This window comes from Chryseobacterium caseinilyticum, assembly GCF_014837145.1.
Classification (GTDB): domain Bacteria; phylum Bacteroidota; class Bacteroidia; order Flavobacteriales; family Weeksellaceae; genus Chryseobacterium; species Chryseobacterium caseinilyticum.
On the sequence record NZ_JACYFS010000001.1, the window covers coordinates 218,744 to 234,923 of the forward strand.

General features: G+C 36.4%; 16 protein-coding genes. 9 read left to right on the top strand and 7 right to left on the bottom strand.

From position 1 onward, the window contains the following. Window positions 1-63: 63 nt before the first annotated feature. Window positions 64-894 carry a sulfite exporter TauE/SafE family protein gene (locus IC610_RS01015; RefSeq protein WP_191734819.1) on the top strand — a complete coding sequence of 277 codons (831 nt, stop codon included), beginning with the start codon at window positions 64-66 and terminating at the stop codon, window positions 892-894. Next, entirely contained in the window at window positions 891-1,274 is a 384-nt protein-coding gene (locus IC610_RS01020) for a DUF1634 domain-containing protein (protein WP_191734820.1), read from the top strand. Before IC610_RS01015 ends, IC610_RS01020 begins: the two co-directional genes overlap by 4 nt. Before the next feature lie 137 nt (window positions 1,275-1,411). Here the strand turns inward: IC610_RS01020 and gloA2 are convergent, their stop codons facing one another. Further along, the gene (gene gloA2 / locus IC610_RS01025) at window positions 1,412-1,789 is read right to left on the bottom strand and encodes an SMU1112c/YaeR family gloxylase I-like metalloprotein (RefSeq protein ID WP_191734821.1); all 378 of its coding nucleotides are present in this window, start codon (window positions 1,787-1,789) and stop codon (window positions 1,412-1,414) included. A 130-nt stretch (window positions 1,790-1,919) separates the two neighbouring features. Between gloA2 and IC610_RS01030 the strand changes: the two genes are divergently transcribed. After that, entirely contained in the window at window positions 1,920-4,004 is a 2,085-nt protein-coding gene (locus tag IC610_RS01030) for a M13 family metallopeptidase (protein ID WP_191734822.1), read from the top strand. 104 nt (window positions 4,005-4,108) lie between these two features. Here IC610_RS01030 and IC610_RS01035 read toward each other — a convergent pair whose 3' ends face one another. Both IC610_RS01035 and IC610_RS01040 read right to left on the bottom strand, forming a co-directional pair. After that, complete coding sequence (locus tag IC610_RS01035; RefSeq protein WP_191734823.1) at window positions 4,109-4,816, bottom strand: ABC transporter ATP-binding protein; 708 nt, start codon at window positions 4,814-4,816, stop codon at window positions 4,109-4,111. Window positions 4,817-4,896: 80 nt separating this feature from the next. Continuing rightward, window positions 4,897-5,475 carry a hypothetical protein gene (locus IC610_RS01040; RefSeq protein WP_228462835.1) on the bottom strand — a complete coding sequence of 193 codons (579 nt, stop codon included), beginning with the start codon at window positions 5,473-5,475 and terminating at the stop codon, window positions 4,897-4,899. Between the two features lie 522 nt (window positions 5,476-5,997). Here IC610_RS01040 and IC610_RS01045 point away from each other — a divergent pair. The 4 genes from IC610_RS01045 (at window position 5,998) to IC610_RS01060 (ending at window position 11,158) form a co-directional block, all read left to right on the top strand. Further along, window positions 5,998-6,168, top strand: a complete 171-nt coding sequence (locus IC610_RS01045; protein ID WP_191734824.1) for a hypothetical protein — start codon at window positions 5,998-6,000, stop codon at window positions 6,166-6,168. 142 nt (window positions 6,169-6,310) lie between these two features. Beyond that, window positions 6,311-8,815: a PIG-L family deacetylase gene (locus IC610_RS01050; RefSeq protein ID WP_191734825.1), complete on the top strand. Its 2,505-nt coding sequence runs from the start codon at window positions 6,311-6,313 to the stop codon at window positions 8,813-8,815. A 100-nt stretch (window positions 8,816-8,915) separates the two neighbouring features. Next, complete coding sequence (locus tag IC610_RS01055) at window positions 8,916-10,607, top strand: sodium:solute symporter family transporter (protein ID WP_191734826.1); 1,692 nt, start codon at window positions 8,916-8,918, stop codon at window positions 10,605-10,607. Between the two features lie 32 nt (window positions 10,608-10,639). Beyond that, complete coding sequence (locus IC610_RS01060) at window positions 10,640-11,158, top strand: DUF2911 domain-containing protein (RefSeq protein ID WP_191734827.1); 519 nt, start codon at window positions 10,640-10,642, stop codon at window positions 11,156-11,158. Window positions 11,159-11,594: 436 nt separating this feature from the next. Here the strand turns inward: IC610_RS01060 and IC610_RS01065 are convergent, their stop codons facing one another. Next, window positions 11,595-12,191, bottom strand: a complete 597-nt coding sequence (locus IC610_RS01065) for a Crp/Fnr family transcriptional regulator (RefSeq protein WP_194698878.1) — start codon at window positions 12,189-12,191, stop codon at window positions 11,595-11,597. Window positions 12,192-12,348: 157 nt separating this feature from the next. On the opposite strand from IC610_RS01065, the gene IC610_RS01070 reads away from it, so the two are divergent. Together IC610_RS01070 and IC610_RS01075 are read left to right on the top strand one after the other, a co-directional pair. After that, complete coding sequence (locus tag IC610_RS01070) at window positions 12,349-13,332, top strand: quinone oxidoreductase family protein (RefSeq protein ID WP_191734828.1); 984 nt, start codon at window positions 12,349-12,351, stop codon at window positions 13,330-13,332. Window positions 13,333-13,352: 20 nt separating this feature from the next. Further along, window positions 13,353-14,093 carry an SDR family NAD(P)-dependent oxidoreductase gene (locus IC610_RS01075; protein WP_191734829.1) on the top strand — a complete coding sequence of 247 codons (741 nt, stop codon included), beginning with the start codon at window positions 13,353-13,355 and terminating at the stop codon, window positions 14,091-14,093. A gap of 82 nt (window positions 14,094-14,175) precedes the next feature. On the opposite strand, the gene IC610_RS01080 is transcribed toward IC610_RS01075, so the two are convergent. From IC610_RS01080 to IC610_RS01090, 3 genes are all read right to left on the bottom strand, one after another. Then, entirely contained in the window at window positions 14,176-14,640 is a 465-nt protein-coding gene (locus tag IC610_RS01080) for a nucleoside deaminase (RefSeq protein ID WP_191734830.1), read from the bottom strand. Between the two features lie 9 nt (window positions 14,641-14,649). Continuing rightward, window positions 14,650-15,537, bottom strand: coding sequence for a helix-turn-helix domain-containing protein (locus IC610_RS01085; protein WP_191734831.1), 888 nt, complete (start codon window positions 15,535-15,537; stop codon window positions 14,650-14,652). A gap of 77 nt (window positions 15,538-15,614) precedes the next feature. Then, entirely contained in the window at window positions 15,615-15,980 is a 366-nt protein-coding gene (locus IC610_RS01090) for a DsrE family protein (RefSeq protein WP_191734832.1), read from the bottom strand. Window positions 15,981-16,180: the final 200 nt, after the last annotated feature.

The following is a 16,180-nucleotide window of genomic DNA, read 5'->3' on the forward strand; positions in this document are numbered from 1 at the left end:
ACGGCAAAAAATAATCTCGTACTAATGTTTGCCTGAAAACCCCAAAGGTTTTATATTTGTAGCATGTCTGAAATCATCATTCTCTTCCTTGGAGCAATATCTGCAGGACTTTTGGGTTCTCTCACAGGTTTAGGAGGTGGAGTTATTATTATTCCTTTACTGACGCTGGGTTTCGGCGTTCCTATGCATTACGCAATCGGTGCTTCGCTTATTTCGGTAATCGGAACTTCTTCAGGTGCCGCAGTTGCGTTTGTAAAAGAAGGTTTCACCAATATGAGAATTGGTATGTTTCTGGAGATTGCTACCACGGCTGGAGCCATCGCAGGAGCTTTGGTTTCAGGGATGCTCAATCCCAATACCATCGGAATTATCTTCGCAAGTATTCTTTTGCTGACTGTCATTTTAAATTTAAAAGGTAAACCGGATCATCAGGAACCTAGAATAAAAGGTACTTTAGAAGATAAATTGAAATTATACGGAACTTTTCCGGACAAAGGTGTTCTTAAAAGTTATTCCGCACGAAATACCGTTCCCGGATTTTTTATGATGATGTTTGCTGGTGCGATGTCCGGACTTTTAGGAATCGGTTCCGGTGCTTTGAAAGTTCTGGCAATGGATAATATGATGAGGTTGCCGTTTAAGGTTTCTACAACGACGAGTAATTTTATGATTGGTGTAACTGCCGTTGCGAGTTCATTAATTTATTTCCAGAGAGGTGAAATTATTCCTGTCATCGTTGCTCCGGTTCTGGTTGGAGTAGTTGTTGGAAGTTTTATCGGTTCCAAAACTTTAATGGTTTCAAAAACAAAAAAGTTGAAGACATTTTTCGCAATTGTCATTACAATACTTTCAGTCTACATGATGTATAACGGAATTAGTAAAAACTTCTCATGAGAAAGAACTTCACTGATGTAGACCTGAACCGTTCTGTTGGAAATCTTCTTCGTCTGGGCGTAATTTTATCCGTTGTGACTTCGCTGATTGGCTTTATTAAACTTTTCATGGAAGGTTTCAAAATGCCACGAAAATACAAACTTCTCGATATGGGAACGTCTTCAGAAAAGGTCTGGAGTCATTTCTGGGAAACGCTTTGCAAAGGCGAAGGCATGGCAATCATACAATTGGGAATTCTGATGCTGATTTTCACACCTTTGATGAGAATTATTTTTGCCTTGATTGGGTATTTAAAGGAAAAAGATTACACTTATGTGATTATTTCGTCCATTGTTCTGGCGATTATGGCAGTGAGTTTCTTCACGGGTTATGCGCATTAAAATTTTAGATTAGAAGTTTGAGATTCGAAATTTATGTAGGCTGAAAAGCTCTTTCTTATTTAAGTGGAACGGCTTTGTGAAACAGATGCAGCATCATTGTAGATAAACCTTGTGCACTACGTTCAAAATAGTAAACCTCACTCTTCGTAAAATTCCAGAGGCAATTGATCAGGATCCTGCGTAAAGAAAAATTCTTTTCCGGTAAATTCATCGATCCGGATTTCTTCGCAGTTTAAGCCTTTCTGAATTAATTCTTCTCTTTTTTCATTCACATTTTCAACAGAAAAAGCCAAATGTCTCAAGCCGCAGGATTCCGGTCTGGACGGTCGTTCCGTAGGATTGGGAAATGAAAATAATTCGATCACATAATGTTCTCCGATAGCTAAATCGAGTTTGTAAGATTGCCTTTCTTCACGATATACTTCACGGATAATATTTAAACCTAAAATTTCGGTGTAAAACATTTTCGAGACCTTGTAATCTGAGCAAATTATGGCAATGTGATGAATTTTCATAGTTCAAATGTAAAGTTTTTCTTTTATTGCCGAAAATCCTCGTTTTGATTTAATAAAAGGTTATCTCTCTGTTTTCCACAACAATTTATTATATTTGATTTGCTTTTTAAAATCATAAATTAAAATTTTAATGAAAAAAATAAATATTGCCGTTTTGGCATTTTCAGGTCTTGTTTTTTTGAATTCTTGCGGCTCGAACAAAAAAGTAGCTGTAAACAGAGAACAGCCCGTTACCGCAAAAACAGATTCTGTATTTGTTGGAATGAAGGAAGAAGGAATAAACCTTTCTTACATGGATAAATCTGTGCGGCCTCAGGATGATTTTTTCACCTTCGTCAACGGAAACTGGGTGAAAGAAACCCAAATCCCTTCTGACAAGGCGAGTTGGGGCTCGTTCAATGCTTTAAGAGAAAATGTAGACGATGCTTCTCTAGATATTTTAAATAAAATTTTGAGCGAAACTTATCCTGAAGCTTCAGAAGGTCAGAAAATCCAGAATCTGTATGCAAGTTTTATGGATACGTCAAAACGAAATGCTGAAGGTTTAGCTCCAATTAAATCTGATCTGGCAAAAATTGATGCTATTAAAAATGTCGCAGATCTTCAAAAATATTTACTGGAAGCTACAAAATTAGGTGACAATTCATTCTACGGATGGAGAGTGAGTGCAGATTTGAAAGATTCTAACATGAATGCTGTTTATCTTGGTGGCCCCGACCTTGGTTTAGGAAGAGATTATTACCAAAAAGTAAATGAAGCCAACACCAAAACTCTGGCAGAATATCAAAGTTATATTTCTAAACTTTTCGTGATTTTAGGTTATAAAAATTCTGATGCTGCCGCTAAAAATGTGGTTGATTTTGAGAAAAAAATGGCAAATGACCTTCTTACATTAGAGCAAAACCGTGACGCTAATTTAAGATATAATCCGAAAAAAGTTTCTGAATTGCCTGCTTTGGTAAAAAATGTAAACCTTTCGAAATACCTTAAAGATGCCGGCGTAAATACCGATCGTGTGATTATTGGCGAACTGAAATATTACCAAAACATGGATCAGATTTTCACGCAGAAAAATATTCCTTTGCTGAAAGATTATCTGAAATACCATATCATCAACGGAAATGCTTCCAATCTTGATGAAAATTTAGAGAAAATCCGGTTTGATTTTTATGCTAAATATTTACAGGGCCAGAAAGAGCAGCGGGCTATGAACAAAAGAGGTCTGGCAATGGTAAATTCTATACTGGGTGAGGCTTTCGGGAAATTATATGTTGAAAAGTACTTCACTGCGGAGTCTAAGCAACAGATGGAAACCTACATAGATTACATTGTGAAGGCATTCGATAAACACATCACGGAGATCGACTGGATGTCTCCTGAAACGAAAATTAAAGCGCATGAAAAACTTTCTAAATTCAGCGTGAAAATCGCCTATCCGGATCAGTGGAAAGATTATTCTAAATTGAAAGTGGAAAAAGGAACATCATTATATTCCAATCTTCAAAACGTGTCGGCATGGCAATATGAGAAAAGTCTGGAAAAAGTAGGAAAACCTGTTGACAAAAAAGAATGGGGGATGACACCGCAAACGGTTAACGCTTATTACAGTGGTTCAAACAACGAGATTGTTTTCCCAGCGGCAATTTTGCAACCTCCTTTTTATAATCCAAAAGCTGATGCTGCAGTAAACTTTGGTGGAATTGGTGCCGTGATCGGTCATGAGATTTCCCATGGATTTGACGACAGTGGTTCGAGATTCGATGGTGATGGAAATTTAAATAACTGGTGGACAGCCGAAGACCGCAAAAACTTCGATGCAAAAGTAGCTCAGCTGGCTGCTCAGTACAACGCTTACGAGCCTGTGAAAGGAAGTTTCGTAAACGGTAAATTCACAAGCGGTGAAAATATTGGCGATCTTGGCGGAGTTTCAGTTGCATACGAAGCGTTGCAAATGTATCTCAAAGACAAAGGAAATCCTGGTTTGATCAGTGGTTACAATCAGGATCAGAGGTTTTTCCTAAGCTGGGCAACCGTTTGGCGTACGAAATCTACCGAACAGTACATGATCAATCAGGTAAAAACAGATCCGCATTCACCGGGAGTTTTCAGGGCTTTTGGGCCTTTGGTGAATCAGGATTCGTTTATCAAAGCGTTTGATATAAAGGAAGGTGATAAAATGTACAAAGCACCATCGGAAAGAATAATGATTTGGTAAAATCAACAAGACCTGCAAATTTTGAAGGTCTTGTTTTTATTGTATCTCGCTGATTTTATGGATTTTGCTGATTTTAAAAGTTATTAAATTAAATCCAACAAATCTTAAACTGTTTCCTGAGTTGTGTAAGCTGTAAATGCTTCTTCAAGACTGTTGAATTTTCCTTTGAAATCTTCAATGGCACAATCCTGTAAAATGTTTCCTTTGTGGATCAAAATTACTCTGCTGCACAAAGCCTCAACTTCCTGCATAATGTGTGTAGAAAGGATTACCGTTTTTTTATTGCCGATTTCTTTGATAACGCTTCTTATCTCAAGAATTTGATTCGGGTCTAAACCATTGGTCGGTTCATCTAAAATTAGAAGTTCCGGCTGGTGAATAATCGCCTGCGCAAGGCCAACTCTTTGTTTGTAACCTTTAGAAAGCTGACTGATTTTCTTAGATTTTTCGGGACTTAAACCCACTGTTTCAATCACTTCATCCACTCTCGACATCGGGATTTTGTGGATATTCGCCACAAACTGCAGATATTCTTTTACATACATTTCCAGATATAGCGGATTGTTTTCCGGAAGAAAACCAATTTTCTTTTTAGTTTCGATTTCGTTGTCAACAATATTTTTTCCGTCTAAAAAGATTTCGCCCTTTTCGATTTTCAGAGCACCAACGATAGATTTCATCAGCGTGGATTTTCCTGCACCATTTGGGCCTAAAAGACCGATGATTTCGTTCTTTTCTGTTGAAATATTGATACCGTTCAGTGCAATCTGAGTTCCGAAAGTTTTGGTTAAATTATTTATAATTAATGACATGTTTTGTATTGATATTTTACAAAAATAAAACAAAAAAACTCATCCGTAAAGAATGAGTTTAAATATTGTTGTAACTGTGACTATTTTCTTTTTCTGACAGGCTTTTTTGCCGGTTGCGCTGTCGGAGTACTGGGTTGTGTGTAAGTCTGCTGAGTCTGAGCTGGCTGAGGGTTTACTGCAGGCTGTTGCTTCACAGGTTTGTTATAAAGCGCAGCTTTTGGAGTACCGACACCGAAGATTTTATCCAACTGTTTTTTGTTTAAAAACTGAGATTTACCAACGTATTTTTTGTTTTTGTTGATATACTGAATAAACTGCATCGTCGGCTGACCGTAGTTTTTCTCGAAATGAAGCTCAATAATATCATTCGGAAGTTCAAGAGAAATATTTCCTGAAGGTTCGTCGATGAAACCGTCTGAAATCATCTTATAAAGTCCCATCACATCACCATTCAAATCAATAAAAGAGAATGATCTGAAGGTATTTAGATTTGAATTGTTGATATCCTGATAGTTGAAAGTATATCTGTTATCTTTTTTGTACAGGCCCACAGAATTATCTTTTCCGATTTCTACCAAAGTCTCATTTTTAAGAACTTTAATCTGTGAAAATGCAGTGAAGCCAATCACAATAGCAAATAGTAAAAATATTTTTTTCATGCTTTTTCCTTTTAATATTTTTGATATGGTAACGCTAAGATAGCGATTATAACAAAATTGACATTTTTTTTTCTCCGGCAAAAGTAACATTTTTTTTTCAACAAGATTTTAAACAGAACATGATATTTCTTGTGGTATTTTGTTACCATTACTTTTACATCTTTTCTTTCAGTTTAATTTTTAAGTATTTATAACAAAAATTCATTATGACTGACATAGTGTTAAATTTAGTTTAAATAAAATTTCATCTTAAACTAAAGTTTAAATTATATCACACATTGATAGAAAAATGAACAATCTTTGAGCCAATTTTCTTCAAAATTTAAGAATTTCTAATAACTGATACATTTCTATTATAAATTACTGAATTTTCATCGAAAATTATATATCTGTTTTTGACCAATCGATGGAATTGGCTAAAAACATCAATGTCAGTCAGTACAGATTACGTTTCAAAATGGTGATAAAAGCTAAGATCGGAGAACAAATCTGGGATGATTTCTACAAACAGGATAGATCTTTTTGGTAATCAGTTCGTGGTCTTCCATTCCTTTTAGCTGGATGTTGAGCACACGCCTGGCTGCATCTGAAAGAACAAAGAAAGTGATCAGCGAAGTGCTAATTGCTTATGGAAAACTGGATATTTTGGTAAACAATCTTGGTTCATCATCAACACCGGCAGGTGTTACTTGACTTTAGTTTTCTTCAGCTGTTTTTTAATTTCCTCATAAGATTTTATAAAGATTACAACGAAATTTGGCAGTCACCAACTGATTTTTCATTTACGTCTGAAAGAGAAACGATTTACTTATATTTGCCCGCAAAGCAAATTCAAATGTTCAACAAAGCAATCATTGTATTTATTCTTGGCTTTTTTACGGTTTTTTGTTCGGCCCAACAGATTCGGCCTTCAAAGTCTTCGGTAATTTACCGCGACCTCAAAACTCTGAAAAATATTCCTAAAGTTCTATACCTTGCTGCTCATCCCGATGATGAAAATACAGGATTGCTATCATGGCTGATCAACGAACAGAATGTGGAAACGGGCTATTTGTCTTTAACCAGAGGTGATGGTGGCCAGAATTTATTGGGAACAGAGCAGAATGCTGCATTGGGTTTAATCAGAACGCATGAGCTTCTGGAGGCAAGAAAGTTAGATGGTGCACAACAGTTTTTTACCCGAGCGATTGATTTTGGTTTTTCTAAAAATACGACCGACACTTTTAAACAGTGGGATGAGAACAGTATTACTGCGGATGTCGTTTGGGTCATCCGTCAATTCCGTCCTGATGTAATCATTTGTCGTTTTCCTCCTACTTCTGCGGCAGGTCACGGGCAACACGCAGCTTCGGCGGTCGTTGCTGAAAGAGCTTTTAAACTGGCAGGCGATAAAAAGGCTTTTCCTGATCAATTGAAATATGTGAATGTTTGGCAACCAAAACGTTTGTTGTGGAATACTTTCCGATTTGGGAACAACAATACGACGGCTGAAAACCAACTCAAAATTACCGTTGGACAATATGATGCGCAACTGGGAATGGGCTATGGTGAATTGGCAGGATTAAGCAGAAGTTTACATAAAAGTCAGGGTGCAGGAACTCAGTCTGTAGCTGGTATCAAAACTGAATATTTTTCTCACGTTGCTGGCGAACCTGCAAAAGCAACCCTTTTTGATGGAATCAATAAAACCTGGACAAACGAAGGAAACCCGGAAATCGACCAGTCTCTAGATAAAATTATTTCAACTTTCAATTTCAACCAGCCGGATCAAAGTTTATCAGCTTTATTGGCTTTAAGAAAAAAGGTTATTTCATTAAATGATTCAGATTTAAAAAAAGATAAAATTAAATCACTTGACCAAATCATTCTAAGCTGTGCTGGATTTATGGGCGAAGTGGTTACCAATCAGGCTGAAGCGGTTGCAGGAGAAAGTCATAATTTCAGGTTAAATCTGATTTCTAGAGCTGAAAATACTGTGATTTTAGAAAATGTAAAATGGCTGAATCAGTCTGAAAACTTCAACAGAAAACTTTCAAAAGATTCTTTAATTACTATTCAGCATCAAATTCAGATTCCGGCAGATGCAGCACTCACAGAACCTTACTGGTTGGCAAAACCAGCAAAGGACGCAGCAACATTTTCTGTTCCAAATGAGACTTTAGTCGGTTTGCCTGAAGCAGAATCACCATTAAATGTTTTGCTTGATTTAAAAATCGGTTCTGAAAAATTTGAGGTGAAACTTCCTTTATCATTTAAAAAATTAGATCCGGTACGTGGGGATGTGGTCGAAGGCTTACGCATTGTTCCTGCATTGGAACTTAAATTTACCCAACCTCTTTATATGGTTAAAGAAAATGAAGATTTGAATGTAAGCTTAAATTTTAAGGTGAATTCCAACAAACAATTCAATAATGGAAAAGTAAATATGATGTTTAACGGAGAAAGATTAGGCGGCGGCGATTTAAAATCGATTAACGGAAAAGATTTTACGGTCGATTACATCATTCCAAAAGCTAAATTGACCTCCATAAAATCAAATCAGTTACAATTGGAAGCTAATTTTGTTGCAGATGGAGTCACTTTTAATAAAAAACAGGTATTGATTCAGTATCCGCATTTATCTTCTCTACAATATTTTGCACCTGCTACAGTTGCTGTGATGAAAGGTGATATTCAGATGAAAGTGAAAAAAGTAGGTTATATTCAGGGTGCAGGAGATTTTATTCCTGAGTTCCTGAGAATTACAGGTATTCAGGTTGATGTTTTGAAAGGCGAAGATTTTTATGGGAATCCTGATGAATCAGCCGGAAACAGCAGTCTAAACAGACTTTCGCAATATGACGCCATCGTTCTTGGTGTTCGTGCCAATAATACAGAGAAAAAACTGGGTCGCTGGATGCCTTTTTTATGGTCTTATGTAAAAGCCGGAGGTAATCTGGTGATGCAGTACAACACCAATCAGGATACAACCGTTGATCAATTGGGAATGTACAGTTTCAACATTGCCAATAAGCGTGTTACTGAAGAAAATGCGGCCGTTAAATTTTTAAATCCAAATCATCAATTACTGAATTTTCCAAACAAAATTACTGCGGATGATTTTAAAGGTTGGGTTCAGGAGCGTGGTGCCTATTTCCCGGATAGTTGGGATGAAGCATACGAACCACTTTTTGAAATGCACGATACAAATGAAGAACCTCTAAAAGGATCAACTTTATATGCCAAATACGGAAAGGGTAATTTCATTTACACACCGTTGGCGTTTTTCAGACAGTTGCCTGCGGGAAATGTGGGTGCGGCAAGATTATTTTTAAACTTTTTATCTGCACAGAAAAACTGATGAACAATCAACTTAAAAACTGGAATACTTGGTACATATTACTGGCTGTCGCGCTGGTAGTTCAAATTACATTTTATTACGTGTTTACTAAATTTTGGGCATGAGTACGATAGACTGGACAGTTCTTATTTTTACACTCGTTGCAGTGGTGGTTTACGGCGTATTCATCGGACGTGGACAGAAAAGCAACGAATCTTATCTGAAAGCAGACAACAAAATGCCTTGGTACATCGTGCTTATCGGGATTATGGCTACTCAGGCAAGTGCGATTACATTTCTTTCGGCACCGGGACAGGCTTACACAGACGGGATGCGTTTCGTTCAGTATTATTTTGGTTTGCCGTTGGCGATGATTGTAATTTGTATCACTTTCATCCCGATTTTTCAGCGCTTAAATGTTTACACAGCTTATGAATATTTAGAAAATCGTTTTGATAAGAAAACAAGGGTGCTTACTTCACTGCTTTTTCTTTTTTCCAGAGGTTTATCAACAGGAATCAGTATTTACGCTCCAAGTATTATTTTATCAAGTGTTTTAAATTGGGATATTTATCTGACAAATGTTTTAACAGGTGGAATTTTATTGATTTACACTTACATTGGCGGTGCTAAAGCGATTGCTCACACTCAAAAATTACAGTTTCTAATTATTCTCGGAACAATGGCTTTTGCAGGATATCTTCTTATTGAAAATATGCCGAATGGAATTGGTTTTAAGGATGCGCTTTATCTTGCTGGGAAATCAGGAAAGCTTAATGTAATTACCACAGAATTTGACTGGAAAGATAAATACAACATCTGGAGCGGACTAATTGGCGGTTTTTTTCTGGCACTTTCATATTTCGGTACAGATCAGAGTCAGGTCGGGAGGTATATTACTGCGAAAGACAATACCAATGCAAAAATGGGTTTGCTTCTGAATGGTTTGGTTAAAATACCAATGCAGTTTGCAATTCTTTTAATTGGTGCTCTGCTTTTCGCATTCTTTTCACTTAAGCCGGCTCCGGTTTATTTTAATGAAAGGTCTTATCAGCATTTAAAAGAGACAAAACCTGAACAGGCTGCGGTTTTTGAAAAAGAACATCAGGATTTACAGGAAAAATTTAATTCAGAATCGAAAGAAATTTTAAAATTAAAAGGAACTCAGTCTCCTCAACTTAACAAGACAATTCATGATTTTAAAAAGACACAAACTGAGGTAAAAGATCTACACGGCAGGGTAGAAGAAGCGATCAATAAATCAAATTACAATGCAGAGAAAACAGACACGAATTATATTTTCCTGTATTTTGTAAAAAACACTTTGCCTGTCGGGATGATTGGATTGTTGTTCGCTGTTATTTTTTTGGCAAGCTGGGGTTCAATTTCTGCAGCACTGAATTCTCTTGCAGCCTGTTCATTAAAAGATGTTCATTTAATATTTAAAAAAGAAATTCCTGATGACGCGACCGAATTGAAGTACAGTCGACTGCACACTTTAGCCTGGGGGATTTTCTCCATTGGTGTTGCTATGTTTGCCACTCAGATGGGTTCACTTATTGAAGCGGTCAATGTTTTAGGGTCGCTTTTCTACGGTCCGATTTTAGGGATTTTTCTTGTTGCATTTTACTTTAAAAAAATCAACGGACCCAATGTATTTATCTCTGCAATTTTGTCGGAAATTACGGTTATCGCAGTTTATCAGTTCGACATTGTCTCTTTCCTTTGGCTTAACGTCATTGGAGCAGCGGCGGTGATTATATTTTCTGCAATTGGGTTACTGTTTTATAAGCCAAAAGCAGTAAATTCGTAGAAGATAAATAAATCAAAAATTAAAAAAATATTATGAATACAATTTTTAAATCGGCTACCGCTCTTGTGGCTGCAATGACAATTTCAGTTAATGCATTTGCACAGGAAACTAAAAAACCAGCCAGTCCTGCAATGACGGCTACCGGAAAAGTTAAAGATGCAAATATTACCATTGCCTATGGCAGTCCTTCTTTGAAAGGTCGTACCATCTGGGGTGATTTGGTACCTTACGATAAAATTTGGCGTGCAGGTGCCAATGATGCAACAACTTTCGAAACCAGTAAAGACATTACTGTTCAGGGTAAAAAACTTCCTGCAGGTAAATACAGCTTTTTCTTGGTTCCAAAAACATCCGGAACCTGGACTGCAGTTTTTAACAAAGAAGCAAAACAGTGGGGCGCTTATAAATATGAAGAATCGAAGGATGTTTTGCGTGTTGATGTAAAAACAAAGGCTTTGAAAGCGGCACAGGAAAGTTTGGTTTATAAAGTAAACAGCAGTGGATTCACGATGGATTGGGATAAAATCTCAGTTCCTGTAGAGATCAAATAAATTTAAATCCCGTTCATTCGGGATTTTTTTTTGTTCTATACTTTATGAATGTATGAAAAAATCACCGTGGTAAATTACAGTAATGCTTAGAAAATCGTCTTCTCACAAAAAAGTAAGGTTTAACAGTCAAAAATAGTTGGTTAATTTTTTGCAATGCTGATTATTCTGATTAAATAGATGTGAAGTTCAGAAAATTTTTGAATTAAAACTGGCTCATTTTACAAACCTCAAGATCATCGGTTACAGTGAGATCAGTATTCCCGTAGAATTGGTGATGACGACCTCCATGAAGTGAATGGCTATAAAATTGAAGGGGCAACAGCTAAAATAATTATTGAGTTATTATTTGTTCTGAATAATAATCTATCATTCCAAAAAGATATAATAAACGTTAAAATATAAGATCAGCTTTTATTTAGAGAAGTTTTTTTAGTGATTACTTCTTTAACATATTCTTTCGGATGCGGCTTAAAGTTTCCGGTGAAATTCCTAAGTAAGAAGCAATCATATTTTGCGGAAAACGGCTTAAAAATTCAGGATAAGATTTTATCAAATTATCATAACGCTCTTCTGCGCTTAGGCTGATGGAAGAATGGATGCGTTTTTGGGTGGCAGCAATCCCTTTTTTGTCAATTTCTTTTACCATTACATCAATTGCAGGTATTGCAACTCTAAGTTCCTGCAATTTGTTTTGCCCAATCATCAGAACTTCAGAATCTTCAAGAACTTCAATATTATAAAGAGAAACTGTATGGAAATTATAACTTTCATAATCTCCCAGCCACCAATTTTCAACCGCAAATCTAATAGTGTGTTCCTGACCCTTTTCATTTACAGAATACATCCGTCCGGAACCTTTTACAATGAAAGACATATACTTACAGACATCTCCTTCCTCTAACAGATATTGCTTTTTGCGTAAATGTTTTGATCTAAATGTATTTTGTATAAGAATTTTCTCTTCATCACTCAGTGTAAGTGCTGACTTAGATTCAATGTAAATAAAGAGAGGTTCAAATGGTATGGAAGCCAATGGAAAAAGTATTTAACATTAATAATTACGTGAAAATACAGAATATTTATCAATCCACTTAATAAATGTCAAGAATAAATTACTGCATTTGTCAATGTGTATGTTTTTGCACTGTCGCAACTTTGTCAAGTCAAAAAGTTTAACAAAAATCTAAAAAATGGAGAAAAATAATGAAACCGCAATTGTCAGAATGGGCAGACAAGGTTCGCCTGCAGTTCTCGAATATGGCTTAGAAACAATTGGTACACCAAACGCAGATCAGGTAGTACTTAACCAAAAAGCAATTGCTTTGAATTTTGTAGATGTGATGTTCCAAAACGGAACTTTTCCACTCAATAATTTTCCGGTGACCATTGGGGTGGAAGCGGCAGGTATTGTAGAATCTGTAGGAGAAAATGTGAAAGATATTGCTGCAGGAGATAGGGTAGGATATTTTTTCGCGCTTGGAGCTTATGCAGAACGCAGATTGATAAATGCTTCCGAACTTATAAAACTTCCGGATGATGTTTCTTTTGATGAGGCTACAGCAATTATGGCGAAAGGTCTTACTGCAAGAATGCTCATCAAACAGGCTTATTCTTTGAAAGAGGGTGATACAATTTTAGTTCACGCAGCGGCGGGAGGAGTCGGTTCATTAGTAAGCAGATGGGCGAAAGCTTTAGGTGCAATAGTGATTGGATCAGTGGGAAACAGCAGTAAAAAATCTTATGCTCTTAGCCACGGAATTGACCTTGTCGTTGCTTTGGATACTGAAAATTTAACTGAATCTGTAGACAATTTCACAAAAGGAAAGGGAGTGGATGCTGTTTTTGATGGTGTCGGAAATACAACTTTCAATGATTCTCTTAATGTCCTGAAAACTGGAGGAACATATTTGTTGTTCGGAAACTCTTCCGGAGTTCCAGACATTGATAATAAAATTTTAAATGACAGGGAAATTAATTTCATCCGTCCCAGTTTAGGAAGTTATTTTCCTGACAAAGCAAGCATTCAATCTGCTGCAACAGAAATGTTTGATGCTTTACGAAACGGAATATTAGGAGAAATCAATCCTACAGTTTATTCTTTATCAGATGTGGCAAAAGCTCATCAGGATTTGGAGTCAGGTACTACAAAGGGTTCAATTATATTTCATATTTAATCATAAAAATCATAACTATTATGTCAAAATTAAAAAATAAAACAGCATTTGTAACAGGTGGAAGCCGTGGAATTGGAGCAGGAATCGTGAGACAGCTTGCATTGGAAGGAGCAAATGTTATTTTCACCTATGTAAATTCAAAACAGAAAGCAGAAGATTTGGTTGCAGAGATTGAAGCTTTGGGCGTAAGAATTATGGCAATAAAAGCAGATACCGGAAACTCGGATGAAATAAATAATGCGATTCAACAGGCTTCAGAATGGGGAATTGATATTTTAGTAAACAGCGCAGGATTATTTGTAACGGGAGAAATTGATAATAAAGATAATGATTTATCTGCGTTACAGCAACAATGGGATGTCAATGTTCATGGTGTGGTAAATACAGTGCGGTATGTATTGCCATTTATGAAAAACGGCGGTCGCATTATTTCAATCGGTTCCACCGGAGCTACTCGTTCTCCATATCCCGGAATTGGCGATTATGCCGCTACCAAAGCAGCTTTAGCAGCGTATACAAGAAGCTGGGCAAGGGATTTGGGAAGTAAAAATATTACCGTGAATATTATTCAGCCAGGACTTATTGATACAGATATGAATCCTTCGGACGGGCCTTTCAGTTCACAAATGTTACAAGCCGTTGCGTTGGGACATTACGGTGAACCGAAAGATATAGGAATGGCTGTCTCTTTTTTAGCAAGTGATGAGGCGCGATATATCACTGGTGTAACTCTCAATGTTGATGGCGGACAGACAACTTAATCTTAGATTAATTTCATTATCAAAATTGATATTAAAAACGAAAGCCTTTCAAATTTGAGAGGCTTTAATTTTTTTACTGAAATTATTTTTGCGTCGAAAGATAATCTGCAAACTGTTTATTCAAAATCTCACACTCGTGTTGTAAAATTCCCGATTCAATTTCAGGTCTGTTTCTCCATTTTGGAATACTTTCCGTTTCAAGAATTTTAAAATCAGAAGATTGCCCACCAACAAAAGGAACAGAAACTCCAAAAACTAATTTTGCAATTTGATGATGTCTGATAAGATAAGAACACATAATACAGGGCTCGTGAGTAGAAAACATCACAGATTTTTCAAGAACATCCTTATAACCATTTTTCAAAGCATCTTTTACCGCTAAAATCTCTGCGTGTTGCGTAATATCTCCGCTGGATTTCCCGGATTCTATTCCTCTGCCGATGATTTTATCCTCAAAAACCAATAAAGAACCTACTGGCGGATTTCCCTTTTCCAAAGCCTTTTTTGCAAGTTCAATGCATTCAAGCATATATTTGTTCTTGTCCATTTTTTAAATTTAATTAGATTCTGCACCTCTGTTGAAACCAATGGTATTTCGGTAAATCTGTGGGGAAATATCCGTTTTATTTTTAAAAAGTCTGCTGAAATAATATTCATCCTCATATCCCAACTCGTAGGCAATTTCTTTAATCGTTTTGTCCGTGAGGTACAATTCTCTTTTGGCTTCAATAATAATCCGTTCGGTAATTAAATCAGAAAGTGTTTTATTAAAATGATTTTTCGTAATCCTTGCGAGTGAAGCAGGAGTTTGATTCAGTAAATCCGCATAATCACTGGCTGAATGTTTGGTTCGGAAATTATCCTCAATAGCATTTTTCAGATTCTGAATCATAAATTGTTGCTTAATATTTGCCGTTTCAGAATTTCGGATGGTTTGCTGTTCCAATTTAATTCTTGTCGCCGTAACCAGCAAAATTTTTAAATAAGAAATCAAAACTTCATCTTTTCTGAAAGCATCGTTTTTAAGCTCATTGGCAATTCCATTAATCAAATTTAAAATCGAACTTTTACTATATTCATTTAAACTGATAAATGGCTGTTGATAGACATTATTAAACAAAATTCCATTCGCTGCGATTTCCTTCTGATGCCTGTAAATACAGAAAAAATCGTGATGAAACTGTATCGAAATTCCCATAATTGGTTTTGCAGACTGCAACATAAAAGGCTGATACGGATAAAACGAAAACAAAGTATCCTGCTTGAAAGAATAATCGCAAAGGTCAACCCTTGCCACGCCTTCTCCCGAAGTAATCAGGATCAAAGTAAAATAATTATTCCTCTGAATATGGTCAAAATAACTATTGTTGTCAAACTCAAAAAGCTTGAAAGCCAGATTCCCATTCTGCCCGTTTAGGAGCGTATAGATAGATTGTGATAGCATTATAGCTGCAATTTAATTATTATTTTTAAATCAAAACTGCCCTCTGAAAAATTTCAAAAGGCAGTTTAAAAACAAGATTAGAAAATCAAAATATCATAGCCCTCGTTTCTCAAATTGAGGAAGCTTGGTAAACCGGGCGTTCCCGGAACCTCATTTTCGTTCAATAATTCGTACCCTGAAACTTCCGTTCCGAATACCGCGACGCAACCTTTCGAAAGACCGTGAACGTAATCTTTTACCTCGTTGTAAAGCCCATGAACAGGATGATTAGCTTTTTCCAGTTGTTCCGGCCATCTGATTCCCGTTCCCTGAAAAATGATTTTCACGTCTTCGCCCGCATGCTTGAATTCGTAAGCCGATGCCAAAGCGTTGAACACTCTTCCCAAAGCTTCTTCCGAACCGGATTTTGGGTCCGAAAGAATAATAACTGCTGTTTTTTTCATTGTATAAAAATTTATTTACACTGCAAAGATGTGGGAATAATGATGGCCAAAGAATGGATGATTTTCATTTTGTAATGGAAATTTTCTCAGTTCATCTTTCTTTTTTTGGAGCTTAATCCCGCTTTCCGCTATGTCTTTTTTGTCATTGCGAACAAGGTGAAGCAATCCGTTGAACTTTTTCGCAACCGCGATAAGAAAAA

What these genes read in the sequence shown, in the direction of transcription:
- IC610_RS01050 (WP_191734825.1), top strand. Translation starts at nt 6,311, where the DNA reads ATGTTCAACAAAGCAATCATTGTATTTATTCTTGGCTTTTTTACGGTT.
- IC610_RS01040 (WP_228462835.1), bottom strand. Translation starts at nt 5,475, where the DNA reads ATGAAAAAAATATTTTTACTATTTGCTATTGTGATTGGCTTCACTGCA.
- IC610_RS01090 (WP_191734832.1), bottom strand. Translation starts at nt 15,980, where the DNA reads ATGAAAAAAACAGCAGTTATTATTCTTTCGGACCCAAAATCCGGTTCG.
- IC610_RS01020 (WP_191734820.1), top strand. Translation starts at nt 891, where the DNA reads ATGAGAAAGAACTTCACTGATGTAGACCTGAACCGTTCTGTTGGAAAT.
- IC610_RS01035 (WP_191734823.1), bottom strand. Translation starts at nt 4,816, where the DNA reads ATGTCATTAATTATAAATAATTTAACCAAAACTTTCGGAACTCAGATT.
- IC610_RS01075 (WP_191734829.1), top strand. Translation starts at nt 13,353, where the DNA reads ATGTCAAAATTAAAAAATAAAACAGCATTTGTAACAGGTGGAAGCCGT.
- IC610_RS01030 (WP_191734822.1), top strand. Translation starts at nt 1,920, where the DNA reads ATGAAAAAAATAAATATTGCCGTTTTGGCATTTTCAGGTCTTGTTTTT.
- IC610_RS01055 (WP_191734826.1), top strand. Translation starts at nt 8,916, where the DNA reads ATGAGTACGATAGACTGGACAGTTCTTATTTTTACACTCGTTGCAGTG.
- IC610_RS01015 (WP_191734819.1), top strand. Translation starts at nt 64, where the DNA reads ATGTCTGAAATCATCATTCTCTTCCTTGGAGCAATATCTGCAGGACTT.
- IC610_RS01060 (WP_191734827.1), top strand. Translation starts at nt 10,640, where the DNA reads ATGAATACAATTTTTAAATCGGCTACCGCTCTTGTGGCTGCAATGACA.
- IC610_RS01080 (WP_191734830.1), bottom strand. Translation starts at nt 14,640, where the DNA reads ATGGACAAGAACAAATATATGCTTGAATGCATTGAACTTGCAAAAAAG.
- gloA2 (WP_191734821.1), bottom strand. Translation starts at nt 1,789, where the DNA reads ATGAAAATTCATCACATTGCCATAATTTGCTCAGATTACAAGGTCTCG.
- IC610_RS01085 (WP_191734831.1), bottom strand. Translation starts at nt 15,537, where the DNA reads ATGCTATCACAATCTATCTATACGCTCCTAAACGGGCAGAATGGGAAT.
- IC610_RS01070 (WP_191734828.1), top strand. Translation starts at nt 12,349, where the DNA reads ATGGAGAAAAATAATGAAACCGCAATTGTCAGAATGGGCAGACAAGGT.